Below are 13,794 nucleotides of genomic sequence, written 5' to 3'. Positions count from 1 at the left end.
CTGGACTGACCGACTGTATGAAAAACGCTGCCCGAGTTGGCAAACGCGGGTGGTACACCCACCGCGTCTGCCAACTCGGACAGCGTTCGCAACGTCAGTACATGATCACCCCGCGCACGTTCTCGGCGCGGCGCATCGCGGCGTAGCCGTCGTTGACCTGGTCGAGAGTGTATGTGCGCGTGATCATCTCGTCGAGCTTGAGGCGCCCCTCCATGTACAGACGTAGCAGGTGGGGGATGTCGAAGCGGATGTTGGCGTTGCCGAACCATGCTCCCTTGAACGTCTTGCGCATCGCGGTGAGGTCGAACAGGCTCATCGTGACATCTGTGGCGGTCAGGTCACCTACCGAGACCTGCACGCACACACCACCCTTGGCGACCAGGCTCATCGCCGGTGCCACCAGGGCGCCCTGTGCGACGTCGACGGTGATGAGCACCTTGTCGGCCAGCTGACCCCAGGTGATTTCCTGCAAGAGTTCCTGTGCCTCCTCGATGCTCGCGACCGCGTGCGTGGCGCCGAAGATCTTGGCCTGATCCCGCTTGAACGGCGACGGATCGACGAGCACGACGTGCCGCGCACCCGCCAGCGCTGCACCCTGCACCGCGCCACAGCCTACGCCGCCCATACCCAATACGACGACGGTCTCACCGGCGGAAACGCCGGCCGCGTAGACCGACGAGCCCCAACCGGTGGTCACACCGCACCCGACGAGAGCGGCCTTGTCGAGCGGGATGTCCTTGGTGAGTTTGACGCACGACGCCTCGTTGACCACGGTTACCGGTGCGAAGGTGCCGAGCAGACACATCAGACCCGCATCCTGGCCGTTGACGTGATGGCGAGAAGTGCCGTCGGAGAGCTGCACGCCGGCAAGCAGATTGGCGCCGAGATCACAGATGCTCGACATCCCCTTGGCGCACGACGGGCACCGCCCGCAGGCCGGGATGAAACCGAGGGCGACGTGGTCGCCGACCTCGACGGACTTCACCCCCGGGCCGATCTCGGTCACCACACCGGCGCCCTCGTGGCCGCCGATGTACGGATACATCCCCACGGGCACGCTGCCGTCGCGGACGTGCTCGTCGGAATGGCACATCCCCGACGCCGCCAGCTCGACCTTCACCTCGCCGTACTTCGGCGCGTCGAGCTCGAGTTCCTCGATCTGCCAATCCTGACCGGGCTCCCACAGAACTGCTGCTTGTGTCTTCATGATCGATCCTTGTCTTCGGTGAAGTTACTTCGGTGGTCCGATGTTCGGGCGGTCGTCAAAGGTCCGTCTGTTCAGAGAACGACGGTGACGACCTTCTCCTCGGTGTTCGCGACGATGCCCGCCCACCCGAGCTCACGGCCGACACCGCTGGTCTTCATGCCGCCCCAGGGCAACGCCGGGTCGATCGCCGCCCACCCGTTGACCCAGACCGCTCCGGCCCGTACCCGCGCCGCAAGCGAATGCGCCTGAGCCACATCCGATGTCCAGATACTGGCGGCGAGGCCGTAATCGGTGTCGTTGGCCAGTGCGATCGCCTCGTCCGACTCGTCGAAGGCGATCACCGTGCCGACCGGCCCGAAGATCTCCTCGCGGGCGATCCGCATGTCGTTGGTGGCGTCGGCAAAGATGGTGGGCTGCACGAAGAATCCGGACTCCCCGCCACGCTCGCCACCGGCGACGAGTCGTGCCCCCTCGGACCGGCCGGACGCGATGTAGTCCAGCACGGTGGCCTGCTGTTTCGCGTTGACCAACGCACCCATGGTGGTGGCCGGATCCAGCGGGTCGCCGAGGACCTGCGCGGCCGCGGCGCCGGCGAGTCCCTCGACCACCGCGTCGTAGTGCGAACGATGCACCAGCACACGGGTTCCGGCGGCGCACACCTCGCCCTGATTGAAGAACAGCCCCATCGCGGTGCCGTTGATCGCGGCCTCGACGTCAGCGTCGGCGAGGATGATCTGCGGTGACTTGCCGCCGAGTTCGAGCGTGGTGCGCTTGAAGGTGTCGGCGGCCACCTTGAGGATGTGGCGACCCACCCGCGGACTTCCGGTGAAGCTGATCTTGTCGACGTCGGGATGCGCGGTCAACGCCTCACCCGCCACCTGGCCCAGTCCGGGGACGACGCCGACGACACCGTCGGGCAGTCCGGCCTCGGCGAGTAGCGATGCCAGATGCAGGATCGACAGCGGTGCATCCTCCGGGGGCTTCACCACGACGGTGTTCCCGGCCGCCAGGGCGGGTGCGAGCTTCCATGCGGCGATCATCAGCGGGGTGTTCCACGGGATGATCGCGCCGATCACACCGACCGGCTCGCGCACGGTGTAGGAGTGCGTCGGCCGCCCGAAGTAGCCGGCGGTGGGGATCGATTGACCGGTGATCTTGTCGGCCCAGCCCGCGAAGTGACGGAACGTGGCCGCCGCGTTGGGGACGTCGAGCATGGCCGGCTGGCCGATCGGCTTGCCGATGTCGAGCGACTCGAGACGGGCCAGGATGTCGGCATCACGCTCGATGAGGTCGGCCACCCGGTTGAGCAGTGCGCCGCGGGCCGCGCCGGGGGTGGCGGCCCAACTGCCCGACAGCGCGGCGCGGGCCGCGCGGACCGCGTCATCGATGTCGGCGGCCGAACCCGCGGCGACGTCGACCAGCGGCCGACCGGTCGCCGGGTTCAGGTCGATGAAGGTCTCACCGTCGGCGGCCGTGTGCCAGGCACCTCCGATGAAAAGCCTCGTCTCGGTGCCCGCGGGTAGGTGGGTGGCCTCGCCGTCGATGTTCACTGCCGTCATTGCGTCTCCGCTCTCTCGGTCGTTGTGACTGCTGCCACAATTCTCGAAATCGGCGGCCGGCATTACTTGCACGTGCGCGCATGGATTGTTGACCGAACGCGAACCATCACAACTGGCTAACGACCGCTCCCGCGATTTCCGGGACGCCGATTAGGGGCGTTAAGCTGAGAAAACTGTGACTGTTGTGATTGAAGGGGCTGATGGTGCATAAGAGCTTGGTGCGGGTTCTGGCGGCGGTGTCGACCGCCGTGACCGTCGGCGCGCTCACCGGCACGGGCGTCGGCATCGCCGACACCGATCCGGCGCCGCCCAATTCCTCGACCAACACCACGACGACGTCGACCACCTCGACCGCCGACCAGCCGGCCAATCCCGCCAATCCGGCACCGATGAATGCGTCGAAGATCCAGACCCTCGTCCACGACTCGCCCCAGCAGGTCACCGCGATCGTGTACTCGGCGTCGATGGACAAGCTGATCCCGGTGACGGTCCTGCTGCCCAAGGACAAGAGCAAGCCCGCGCCGACGCTGTACCTGCTCAACGGTGCGGGTGGCGGCGAGGACTCGGCCACCTGGGCCGCCAAGACCAGCTACATGCAGTACTTCGCCGACAAGAACGTGTACGTGGTGACGCCGATCGGCGGCGCCTTCTCCTATTACACCGACTGGCAGAAGGACGATCCGGTACTCGGGCGCAACAAGTGGACGACCTTCCTCACCAAAGAGCTTCCGCCGCTGATCAACAAGGAGTTCGACACGACGGGCGAGAACGCCATCGCCGGTATCTCGATGGCCGGCACGTCGGTGCTCAATCTCGCGATCGCGGCCCCCGGGTTGTACAAGTCGGTCGCCGCCTACAGCGGGTGCGCCCGCACCAGTGACCCGTTGGGGCTGGCGTACATCCGGATGGTCGTCGGCGATCGCGGCCACGGCAACATCGTCAACATGTGGGGTGTACCCGGCGGTCCCGGATGGGTGGCCAACGACCCCTACGTCAACGCCGGAAAACTCAAGGGCACCAAGGTGTACATGACCAGCGGCAGCGGTCTGCCGGGTCCCAACGATCAGCTCAATGCGCCACTCATCGACGGTGATCCGGTCACCCTGGGTAACCAGATCCTCCTCGGCGGCGTGATCGAGGCCGCGGTGAACCAGTGCACCGAGCAGATGGCCCAGCGGATGAACGAGCTCGGCGTCGAGAACAAGGTGATGTTGCGCCCCACCGGAACTCACTCGTGGGCCTACTGGGAACAGGACCTGCACGACACCTGGCCGATGATCGCCGCCGATCTCGCGAAGCGGCCGGCCGGCAACTAGGTCGGGCCGGTGGGCGCCTAGTAGGCCATGAACAGGATCTCGTTGCGCGAGTACTCGTGGTCGGGGTGATTCTCGGCCAGGTGCTTGCGGACGTTGTCGACGAGTTCGTCTTCGGTGGTGCCGCGCAGCATCTCGCCGCACGGGCAGGTCAGTCGGGTCTTCATGAGTGGGGCACCCGATCCTTCAGGAGTAGTCGGACGGTCAGTTCGAGGCGATTGGTGACATCGGTCGCCGACGCGCGGCGCGTGAGCCACTGCACCAGGTTCGACATCCACACGTCGGCGAGCACGCGGGCGATGGCGAGATCCTCCTCGCCCGGTTCTCCCTCGTCGACGATCGCGCCGGCGAGTAGTCGGTCGATGATGCCGGCGACCTGATCGACCTCGGCGGTCGCCGACGCGTCGGCGAACATGAACGCCCGGGTCATCGCCTCGGTGAGAAGCGGATCGCGCTGCATCGCGAAGGTGATCATGTCCAGGACGTGCCGCAGACGTTCGATCGCGTTGTCGCCGCGCAGTTGTGACCGGTCGACCCGGGACTCGACGCGGGCGAGTTCGCGCGCCAGCGAGGTCACCAGCAGGTGCACCTTGGACGGGAAGTACCGGTAGAGCGTGCCGACCGCGACGTCGGCCTTCTCGGCGACGGTCCGCATCTGGACGGCGTCGTAGCCGCCCTTGGACGCCAACGTCAGGGTGGCGTCGAGGATTCGACGTCGTCGGTCTCGCTGGGCCGCGGACCCGTATTCGCCTGTGCCGGTGTCGGCGACCGCTTCGGTCGCGGTTGCGGCGTTGTCAGATGCAGCCATGTGCTCTCGGACATCCTCACGTCGTCGGGTCGTGGTGGGCCGCGCGGTCGAGTAGGTGGGTACCGAACCCGCGTCCCTCATGGCATATTAGAACAGGTTCTAGTTCTTGGTCACCTTTCGACACCGAAGGAATCCCGTGACTCTCGCCACGTCCTCCGAACAGCTCGCGGTCTGCGAGGCCATCGCGGCCTGGTCGGCACGGGTCGGTACCACCGACATCGCCCGCGCCCAGATCGACAAACCGGGCGAGGACTGGTTGGGATTGTTCCACCAACTCGCCGAGTTCGGGCTGTTCGCCGCGGTGTTACCCGAATCGAAGGGTGGTCTGGGCGCGGGCTTCACCGACCTCGCCGCCATGCTCGAGCAATGCGGCCGCGACCTCATACCCGGCCCGATCGGGGAGACCGCGGCGACCGCACTCGCGCTCACCATGACCGACGACCCGCGGGCCGAGGAACTGCTGGCCGCGGTGGTCGCAGGTGAGGCTCCCGGAGTCGTCCCGGTCTTCGACGGTCCGCTGCCATCCATCGGGGATCGGGTCGAGCTGGTGGTCCCCGGATACGTCGACGCAGCGGTACTGCTCCTGCCCACCGTCGACGGATGGCGGATTCTCGCGCCCGCGTACGGGATGCGCGAGCGGACCGTCGAGACCCCGGTCGACGGGGCCACGCCGGTCACCCGCGTCACGATCGAGGGCCTCGAGCCGGATGCGCCGATCGTGTGCGCCGATTCGCCCCTCGTCGACGGTGTACTGGCGTTGGCGCGCAACGCTTTCGCGAGTGGGGTGTGCCGCTGGGCGCTCGACACCGCCGTCGGCTACGCCAAGGTCCGCACCCAGTTCGGGGTCGCGATCGGCTCCTTCCAGGCGATCAAACACATCTGTGCCGACATGCTGTGCCGCACCGAGCAGGTCGAGGCCGCGGCCTGGGATCTCGCGAACGCCCTCGACTCCGCCGCTGCCGACGCCGACGAACAGTTGTCGCTGAGCGTCGACGTCGCCGACATCCTGGTCGCCGACCTCCCCGTCGCCGTCACCAAGGACTGCGTGCAGGTCCTCGGCGGCATCGGCTTCACCTTCGAGCACGATGCGCATCTGTATCTGCGGTCGGCGATGACCGCGCGCGCCCGTCTCGACGCCGGTGTTCCCGCGCGGATCTCGCTGTCGCAGCGTGGACTCGACGGCGGGCGGCGGGAGTTCGAGATCGACCTGTCGGCCGTCGAGAGCCAACGAGCAGAGGTCCGCGCGATGGCCGAAAAGGTGCGCGCCGCACCGGAATCGGAGCAACGTCGGCTTCTCGCCGAGAGCGGCTATCTGGCACCGCACTGGCCGCCGCCGCACGGGCTCGGCGCCGACCCCGCACTCCAACTGCTCATCGACGCCGAGTTCGACCGCGCCGGTGTCGTCCGGCCGGACCTCGTCATCGGGGCCTGGGCGATCCCGACGATCCTCGAGCACGGTACCGACGCCCAACGCGACCGTTTCGTGGCGCCCACGCTGGCCGGCGACATCATCTGGTGTCAGCTGTTCAGCGAACCCGAGGCGGGCTCGGATCTCGCCTCGCTGCGCACCCGTGCCACCCGGACCGACGGCGGCTGGATGCTGACCGGACAGAAGATCTGGACCTCACAGGCGCACAACGCGCAGTGGGGAATCTGCTTGGCGCGCACCGGCGATGGTGACACCCCCAAGCACAAGGGCATCACCTACTTCCTGGTCGACATGGCCTCGCCGGGCATCGACATCCGGCCGCTGCGCGAGCTGACGGGTCGCGCGAACTTCAACGAGGTCTTCCTCGACGAGGTGTTCGTCCCCGACGACTGCGTGGTCGGTGAGGTCGGCGGCGGGTGGCGACTGGCGCGCACGACCCTGGCGAACGAGCGGGTGGCGATGGGTGGTTCCGGGCTCGGCAAGGAGATGGAGTCGCTGCTGCACCAGATCTCCGGGATGTCCCGGCCGCTCGAACGCGCCGAGCAGGCACGATTGGGCCGACTCGTCGCCGACGCCCACATCGGTCGGGTCCTCGACGCACGTGCGGTCACCCGGCGCCTGGCCGGCCATGATCCAGGGGCGCTGTCGAATGTGCGCAAACTGATCGGCGTCGCCCACCGGCAGTCGGTCCCCGAGGCCGCGCTCGATTTCCTGGGACTCGACGCGGTGATGGCCGGTGGCGCTTCGGATCTCGCGTTGCAGAATCGGTGCCTGTCGATCGCGGGCGGCACCACCCAGATCCTCAAGACGGCCGCGGCGGAGCGAATCCTCGGACTCCCGCGCGCCTGATCTGATACAACTAGAACAGGTTCTAATTCTTGCGATAGGAGGTGCCGGGGTGGACTTTGCCGTCGATAGCGAGGCGATCGCCGTCGGGGACGTCGCCGCCGAGGTGCTCACACGACACGACACGGTCTGGGAGTCGAAGTTCGCCGACACCGTCGGCGGCTTCGACACCGCGCTCTGGGACGAGATGACCGCTGCCGGACTCGGACATCTGGCGCTGCCGGAGTCGCTGGGTGGTGACGATCTCGGCATCCTCGCGTTGACACCGCTGTTGCGTCGGCTGGGGGAGTCGGCGGCCGTGGTGCCCGCGATCGGATCACTGACCTCGGCTTTGGTGCTGCGCACCCTCGACTCGCGGCAGCGATGGGCGGGCACGCTCGCCGAGGGCGCCTGGCACGCCGTCGCACTCGGCGAGCTCGGCGGTGCGCTCACCGACGCCCCGGCGACCACGCTGCGCGATGGCCGGCTCAACGGGGTCAAGACCGGAGTCCTGCACGCGGAGGGTTCGACGGTGCTGCTCGTCGGCGCCGACGCCGGAGTCGTCGCGGTACGCACGGAGGCACCCGGCGTGTCGCTGGTGCGCACCCCGTCCTCGAGCGGCTGGGGTGAGTACACGGTGCGTTTCGGCGACGTGTCCGTCGACGCAGCCGACCTGCTCACCGCCGACCTCGCGGTGTTGCGTGACGCCTACCGGATCGCGTTGTGCACCTATGCCGACGGCCTGATCGCCGGCGCCACCCGACTGACCGCCGACCACGTCACCAATCGTCACCAGTTCGACAAACCCATCGCACTGTTCCAGGCGGTCAGTCAGCAACTCGCCGACGTCTACGTCGTCGGCCGCTCGATGAACCTCGCGACCACCGCCGCGGCGTGGCGGATGTCGGAAGATCTTGATGCGCAACAAGATCTGGCCATCGGCACCTACTGGATGGCCGACGAGCTGCCCCCGACCCTGCGCACGATGATCCACCTGCACGGCGGACTGGGCGTCGACGTCACCTATCCGCTGCACCGGTATTTCTCGATCGCCAAGGACCTCGCCCGATTGGTCGGGGGGCCGTCGGCGCGGATCGACGAGCTCGCGGGCCTGCACGCCGAGGAGACCACCGATGTTCATTGACCTGACGCCCGATCAACGGGCTCTCAAAATGCAACTGCGCGAATACTTCTCCGACCTGATCAGTCCCGACGACGCACACACCATGCTCACCGAGCGGCACGGCAAGACCTACCGCAAGGTGATCAAGCAGATGGGTACCGACGGGTGGCTCGGCGTCGGATGGCCCAAAGAGTATGGCGGCAAGGGTTTCGGTGAGATCGAACAACAGATCTTCACCAACGAGGCGGTCCGTGCCGACGTCCCGCTGCCCGCGGTGACCCTGCAGACGGTCGGCCCGACCCTGCAGGAACACGGCACCGAGGAGCAGAAAGACCTGTTCCTACCCAAGATCCTCTCCGGCGACGTGCATTTCGCGATCGGCTACACCGAGCCCGAGGCCGGCACCGACCTGGCGTCGTTGACCACCACCGCAGTGCTCGACGGCGACCACTACGTCGTCAACGGGCAGAAGATCTTCACCACCGGTGGCCACGACGCCGACTACATCTGGCTCGCGGTACGCACCGACAAGAATGCCCCCAAGCACAAGGGCATCTCGATTCTCATCGTCGACACCACCGATCCCGGCTACTCGTGGACGCCCATCATCACCGCCGACGGCGCGCATCACGTCAACGCCACGTACTACAACGACGTGCGGGTGCCGGTCTCGATGCGTGTCGGCGAGGAGGGCGGCGGCTGGCGGCTGATCACCACCCAGCTCAACCACGAGCGGGTGATGCTCGGCCCCGCCGGACGCGTCGAGGGACTGGCCGCGCGCGTGCGGCGCTGGGCACAGCGTCCGGGTGCCGACGGCACACCGATCGCCGAGTACCCCGACGTCCGTCGCACGCTCGCCCGGATCGACGCCTACGCCCGGATCAACGAACTGCTCAACTGGCAGGTGGCCTCCACCGGTGAGGCCATCTCGATGGCCGACGCCGCGGCCACCAAGGTCTTCGCGACCGAACGACTGCAGGGCATCCACCGCATGATCGACGAGATCCTCACTTGCCATGGTGATCTCACCGACCCCGACACCGACGAGCTTGTGCGATGGCTCGACGTGCAGGCCAAACGCAACGTGGTCATCACCTTCGGTGGCGGCGTCAACGAGGTGATGCGCGACATGATCGCCACCGCCGGACTCGGATTGCCGAGGGCCAAGCGATGACCGCCCAGACGAGCGAGGCCATCCTCGAGGCCACCGAACAGATCAAGGCGGCCGGACCGAGCGCACCGGTCGCCGGCCGGGATCCGGTGAACCTGCCCATGATCCGCAACTGGGTGGAGGCAATGGGTGACGACAACCCCATCTACGTCGACGCAGACGCGGCTCGTGCCGCAGGCCACCGGGGGATTGTTGCACCACCGGCGATGGCGCAGGTGTGGACGATGCGCGGACTGCGCGGGGTGCGCAGCGCCGACGATCCGCTCGGGCGCGCCAGCGAACTGTTCGACGAGGCCGGCTACACCTCGGTCGTCGCCACCAACTGCGACACCACCTATCACCGTTACGTCGAGGTCGGTGAAGAGGTGAGCCTGTCGGCCGAACTCGTCGACGTCGTCGGCCCCAAGACCACCGCGCTCGGCGAGGGCTGGTTCTTCACCACCCGCAACACCTGGTCGGTCGGCGATGAGGTGGTCGCCGAGATGGACTTCCGCATCCTCAAATTCCGTCCGCCGGCCGGCCCAGCCGTTCCGGAGACTACGACGGTCCCGGAGGATCTGGACCCCGCGAAGATGTTGCGGCCCAGTCCGTCCCGGGACACCGCGTTCTTCTGGGACGGTGTGGCGGCGCACGAACTGCGCATCCAGCAGGTCGCCGACGGCTCGTTGCGGCATCCGCCGATCCCGGCGACCTGGAAACCCCGCGCAGCCGACGGAACCGTCCCGGACACCGACTATGTGGTCTCCACCGGATTCGGAACCGTGTACAGCTACGTGGTGCACCGCGCGCCGAAGGTCCCCGGACGCGGCCTGCCCTTTGTCGTCGCGCTCGTCGAACTCGACGAGGGTGTCCGCATGCTCGGCGAGCTGCGCGGCGTGGACCCCGATGCGGTGCAAATCGGGATGCCGGTCACCACAACCTATCTCGACTTCCCCGCCGACCCCGACACCGGTGCGCCGGCGTGGGCGCTCTACGCCTTCACCCCGCGTGAGAACGGAGAGCGGTCATGACCATCGAGGCGGCACCGGCCGTGGAGGTGGGAACAAGGTTGCCGGAGTTGACGATCGAGGCCACCCCGACCTTCGTCGTGGCCAGCGCGCTGGCCACCCGCGACTTCCAGGACGTGCACCACGACCGGGATCTCGCGCACGCCAAGGGCTCCAAGGACATCTTCGTCAACATCCTCACCGACACCGGACTGGTCGAACGGTTCGTCACCGACTGGGCCGGCCCGTCGGCCCGCATCACCAAGATCACCCTCAAGTTGGGGGTGCCCTGGTACGCCTACGATTCGGTGACGTTCACCGGCGAGGTGACCGCATGCGATCAGGACGCGGTCACCGTGTCGGTGGTGGGTACCAATTCCCTTGGCAAACACGTCATCTCGACGGTCTCACTGACGTTGCACGCAGGAGCGAAGTGATGGGAACAGCGAAGTGATGGGAACACTGAAGTGACGGGCAGGCTGGGCGGACAGGCCGCCATCGTCGGCATCGGTGCCACCGAGTTCTCCAAGGATTCCGGGCGCAGTGAGCTCCGGCTGGCCGCGGAGGCGGTAAGTGCGGCGATCGCCGACGCCGGACTGACCCCCGCCGACGTCGACGGCCTGGTCACCTTCACCATGGACACCAATGCCGAGATCGCCGTCGCCCGCGCCGTCGGCATCGACGAGATGACCTACTTCTCCCGCATCCATTACGGCGGCGGGGCGGCGTGTGCGACCGTGCAACAGGCCGCGATGGCGGTCGCGACCGGTGTCGCCGACGTCGTCGTGGCCTACCGTGCCTTCAACGAGCGGTCGGGATTGCGCTTCGGGCAGGTGAATTCGGCCGTCGCCAATCAGGAGAACTCGTCGGGTACCGACAATGCGTTCTCCTACCCGCACGGCTTGTCGACCCCGGCGGCATTCGTCGCGATGGTCGCGCAGCGTTACATGCACGACTTCGGCGCCACCAGTGCCGACTTCGGTCGGATCGCCGTCGTCGACCGCAAACACGCGGCGGTGAACCCGAATGCGTTCTTCTACGGCAAACCCATCACCCTCGACGACCACCAGGCCTCGCGCTACATCGCCGAACCGTTGCATCTGCTGGACTGCTGCCAGGAGTCCGATGGTGGTGTGGCGCTGGTGATCACGTCGGTCGAGCGTGCCAAGGACCTGCCGCATACGCCTGCGGTGATCGCCGCCGCTGCCGCGGGAAGTGCGGCCGACCAGTTCATCATGACCAGCTACTACCGCGACGAGTTGGCGGCCCTCCCCGAGATGGGCCTCGTCGGCCGGCAGCTGTGGGAGCAGTCCGGGTTGGGCCCCGACGACATGGATCTGGCGGTCCTCTACGACCACTTCACCCCGTACACGCTGCTCCAGCTCGAAGAGCTGGGCTTCTGCGGCCAAGGCGAGGCCAAGGATTTCGTCGCCGAGCCCGGCGCCCTGGAAGTGGGTGGGCGGTTGCCGCTCAACACCCACGGCGGCCAGCTCGGTGAGGCCTACATCCACGGCATGAACGGCATTGCCGAAGGTGTACGGCAACTGCGCGGTACGTCGGTCAACCAGGTCGACGATGCGACGAGGGTCGTCGTGACCGCAGGCACCGGCGTCCCCACCAGCGGTCTGGTCCTGACCGCATGACCTCACACCCCGAAGGAGTTCGTCAATCATGACCCCAGACGCCCAGACCCCAGACGCCCAGACCCCCGTTTCGCAGACCCCCGTCAAGTTCAATCTGGCCGACGTGTTCGAGACCGTTGCGGACTCGGTGCCCGAGCGGATCGCCCTGAGTTACGAGGGCCGCCAGATCAGTTACGCAGAACTCGACAGGCTCGCCAACCGGGTGGCACACCTGTTGCGCGACAACGGTATCGGTACGGCAGATCACGTCTCACTGTTCCTGAAGAACAGCGTCGAGCACGTCACCAGCCTGCTCGGGCTGCTGAAGATCCGCGCGGTCCCGGTGAACGTCAATTATCGCTACACCAACTCCGAGCTGCGCTACATCTTCGACAACTCCGACTCACGGGGCATCATCGTCGAACTCTCCGAGCATCAAAGCAGTGTTGCCGCGCTGCTTCCCGAATTGCCGCTGGTGCGCACGGTGTTCGTCGTCGGCGACATCATCGACGAATTGACCACGGCCGCAGCGTCGTTACCCGAAGGGCGCACGGTCTCGATCGTGCCGTTCGCCGAAGAGGCCGCGGCGTCCGAGGATCGCGACTTCGAGGCCCGCACCGGTGACGAGCTGTACCTGCTCTACACCGGCGGCACCACCGGATACCCCAAGGGCGTGATGTGGCGTCACGACGATTTCTTCCGCAAGCCCATCTCCGGCGGCAACCCGTATGGCGACGCCCGCAAGGATCTCGCCGAGGTGGGCAGTGCGGTCAAGGAATTCGGCTCCATCGCCTTCAACATCGCGGCTCCACTCATGCACGGCGCGGCGTCGTACTCGTTGTTCACCTTCCTCACCCTCGGTGGGCGGTTGGTGCTGATGCGCGACTTCGACCCGGCCGCAATCGTGGCGGGCATCGAGGACGAGAAGATCCAGATCATTCTCATCGTCGGTGACGCGATGGGCATGCCGCTCGTCGAGGAGATGGAACGCCGCAAGGACGACGTCGACCTGTCGTCGCTGTTCTCGGTGACCTCCGGTGGCGCGATCTGGTCGCACCACAACCGCGACCGATTCGCGGCGATCAAACCCGAACTCATCCTGCGCGACAACTTCGGGGCGTCGGAGTCGGGCAACGACGGTGAGATCATGATGGACGACAACGGCAATCTGCGGGTGCCGCCGACCGACAAGATGATGGTCGTCGACGAGCGGCTCAACCGGATCGAGCCCGGCTCGGGCGACGTCGGTTACATCGCACGCATCGGCAATGTGCCGCTCGGGTACTACAAGGACGAGGAGAAGAGCGCCCGGACCTTCCCGACCCTGCCCGACGGCCGTCGCATCTCGATTCTCGGCGACATGGGCACCGTGGAGGCCGACGGGTCGATCGTCTTTCTCGGCCGGGGTTCACAGTGCATCAACACCGGTGGGGAGAAGGTGTACGCCGAGGAGGTCGAGGCGGTGTTGCACGCCCATCCCGCGATCGGCGATGCACTCGTCGTCCCGGTGCCCGACGAACGCTACGGTCAGCGGGTGGCCGCGGTCGCCCGCGTCGCCGACGGCGAGGCAGAGCCCACCCTCGCCGAGATCCAGGAGTACTGCCGCGAATCGCTGGCCGGATACAAGGTTCCGCGGACCATCGTGTTCGTCGACGAGGTCAAGCGCACCCCGGCGGGCAAGGCGGACTACCGCTGGGCCAAGAACGCCGCGGCGGCCTCCGATCAGCAGGCTGTGACAGCCTGAGTGCGGA

The 13,794-nt window shown here is 66.9% G+C and carries 12 protein-coding genes; 8 read left to right on the top strand and 4 right to left on the bottom strand.

Annotation, left to right across the window (positions count from 1 at the left end; translation table 11 throughout):
• Positions 1–94: 94 nt before the first annotated feature.
• The gene (locus tag P3L18_RS18060; protein WP_006369766.1) at positions 95–1,207 is read right to left on the bottom strand and encodes an NDMA-dependent alcohol dehydrogenase; all 1,113 of its coding nucleotides are present in this window, start codon (positions 1,205–1,207) and stop codon (positions 95–97) included.
• A gap of 71 nt (positions 1,208–1,278) precedes the next feature.
• Positions 1,279–2,766, bottom strand: coding sequence for a phenylacetaldehyde dehydrogenase StyD (gene styD, locus P3L18_RS18055; RefSeq protein ID WP_276114845.1), 1,488 nt, complete (start codon positions 2,764–2,766; stop codon positions 1,279–1,281).
• 200 nt (positions 2,767–2,966) lie between these two features.
• Here styD and P3L18_RS18050 point away from each other — a divergent pair, with 200 nt between their 5' ends.
• Positions 2,967–4,082 carry an alpha/beta hydrolase family protein gene (locus tag P3L18_RS18050; protein ID WP_079928726.1) on the top strand — a complete coding sequence of 372 codons (1,116 nt, stop codon included), beginning with the start codon at positions 2,967–2,969 and terminating at the stop codon, positions 4,080–4,082.
• A 17-nt stretch (positions 4,083–4,099) separates the two neighbouring features.
• Here the strand turns inward: P3L18_RS18050 and P3L18_RS18045 are convergent, their stop codons facing one another.
• Positions 4,100–4,246: a DUF1059 domain-containing protein gene (locus P3L18_RS18045; RefSeq protein ID WP_006369769.1), complete on the bottom strand. Its 147-nt coding sequence runs from the start codon at positions 4,244–4,246 to the stop codon at positions 4,100–4,102.
• Positions 4,243–4,887 (bottom strand): cholesterol catabolism transcriptional regulator KstR, encoded by a 645-nt coding sequence (kstR, locus tag P3L18_RS18040; RefSeq protein WP_006369770.1) that lies wholly within the window; start codon positions 4,885–4,887, stop codon positions 4,243–4,245. The genes P3L18_RS18045 and kstR overlap by 4 nt, the downstream gene beginning before the upstream one ends.
• A 136-nt stretch (positions 4,888–5,023) precedes the next feature.
• Here kstR and P3L18_RS18035 point away from each other — a divergent pair, with 136 nt between their 5' ends.
• From P3L18_RS18035 to P3L18_RS18005, 7 genes are read left to right on the top strand one after another with little or no spacing between them, the layout of a single operon-like run.
• Positions 5,024–7,165 (top strand): acyl-CoA dehydrogenase, encoded by a 2,142-nt coding sequence (locus tag P3L18_RS18035; protein ID WP_211543801.1) that lies wholly within the window; start codon positions 5,024–5,026, stop codon positions 7,163–7,165.
• 49 nt (positions 7,166–7,214) lie between these two features.
• Entirely contained in the window at positions 7,215–8,285 is a 1,071-nt protein-coding gene (locus tag P3L18_RS18030; protein WP_079928728.1) for an acyl-CoA dehydrogenase family protein, read from the top strand.
• Positions 8,275–9,438, top strand: a complete 1,164-nt coding sequence (locus tag P3L18_RS18025) for an acyl-CoA dehydrogenase family protein (protein ID WP_079928729.1) — start codon at positions 8,275–8,277, stop codon at positions 9,436–9,438. The genes P3L18_RS18030 and P3L18_RS18025 overlap by 11 nt, the downstream gene beginning before the upstream one ends.
• Positions 9,435–10,445 (top strand): OB-fold domain-containing protein, encoded by a 1,011-nt coding sequence (locus tag P3L18_RS18020; protein ID WP_079928730.1) that lies wholly within the window; start codon positions 9,435–9,437, stop codon positions 10,443–10,445. Before P3L18_RS18025 ends, P3L18_RS18020 begins: the two co-directional genes overlap by 4 nt.
• Positions 10,442–10,858 carry a MaoC family dehydratase gene (locus tag P3L18_RS18015; RefSeq protein WP_079928731.1) on the top strand — a complete coding sequence of 139 codons (417 nt, stop codon included), beginning with the start codon at positions 10,442–10,444 and terminating at the stop codon, positions 10,856–10,858. The genes P3L18_RS18020 and P3L18_RS18015 overlap by 4 nt, the downstream gene beginning before the upstream one ends.
• 30 nt (positions 10,859–10,888) lie before the next feature.
• Positions 10,889–12,064, top strand: a complete 1,176-nt coding sequence (locus tag P3L18_RS18010; protein WP_079928732.1) for a lipid-transfer protein — start codon at positions 10,889–10,891, stop codon at positions 12,062–12,064.
• Between the two features lie 28 nt (positions 12,065–12,092).
• Positions 12,093–13,787: an AMP-binding protein gene (locus P3L18_RS18005; RefSeq protein ID WP_079928733.1), complete on the top strand. Its 1,695-nt coding sequence runs from the start codon at positions 12,093–12,095 to the stop codon at positions 13,785–13,787.
• Positions 13,788–13,794: the final 7 nt, after the last annotated feature.

The organism is Gordonia sp. N1V (assembly GCF_029269935.1).
Classification (GTDB): Bacteria; Actinomycetota; Actinomycetes; order Mycobacteriales; family Mycobacteriaceae; genus Gordonia; species Gordonia polyisoprenivorans.
The sequence above is the reverse complement of the archived record's forward strand: the minus strand, read 5'-3'. Positions and strand labels throughout refer to the sequence as shown.

Bases quoted from the DNA above. Each gene is read 5' to 3' on its own strand.
- P3L18_RS18060 (WP_006369766.1), bottom strand. From the start codon at position 1,207: ATGAAGACACAAGCAGCAGTTCTGTGGGAGCCCGGTCAGGATTGGCAG.
- styD (WP_276114845.1), bottom strand. From the start codon at position 2,766: ATGACGGCAGTGAACATCGACGGCGAGGCCACCCACCTACCCGCGGGC.
- P3L18_RS18050 (WP_079928726.1), top strand. From the start codon at position 2,967: ATGGTGCATAAGAGCTTGGTGCGGGTTCTGGCGGCGGTGTCGACCGCC.
- P3L18_RS18045 (WP_006369769.1), bottom strand. From the start codon at position 4,246: ATGAAGACCCGACTGACCTGCCCGTGCGGCGAGATGCTGCGCGGCACC.
- kstR (WP_006369770.1), bottom strand. From the start codon at position 4,887: ATGGCTGCATCTGACAACGCCGCAACCGCGACCGAAGCGGTCGCCGAC.
- P3L18_RS18025 (WP_079928729.1), top strand. From the start codon at position 8,275: ATGTTCATTGACCTGACGCCCGATCAACGGGCTCTCAAAATGCAACTG.
- P3L18_RS18020 (WP_079928730.1), top strand. From the start codon at position 9,435: ATGACCGCCCAGACGAGCGAGGCCATCCTCGAGGCCACCGAACAGATC.
- P3L18_RS18015 (WP_079928731.1), top strand. From the start codon at position 10,442: ATGACCATCGAGGCGGCACCGGCCGTGGAGGTGGGAACAAGGTTGCCG.
- P3L18_RS18005 (WP_079928733.1), top strand. From the start codon at position 12,093: ATGACCCCAGACGCCCAGACCCCAGACGCCCAGACCCCCGTTTCGCAG.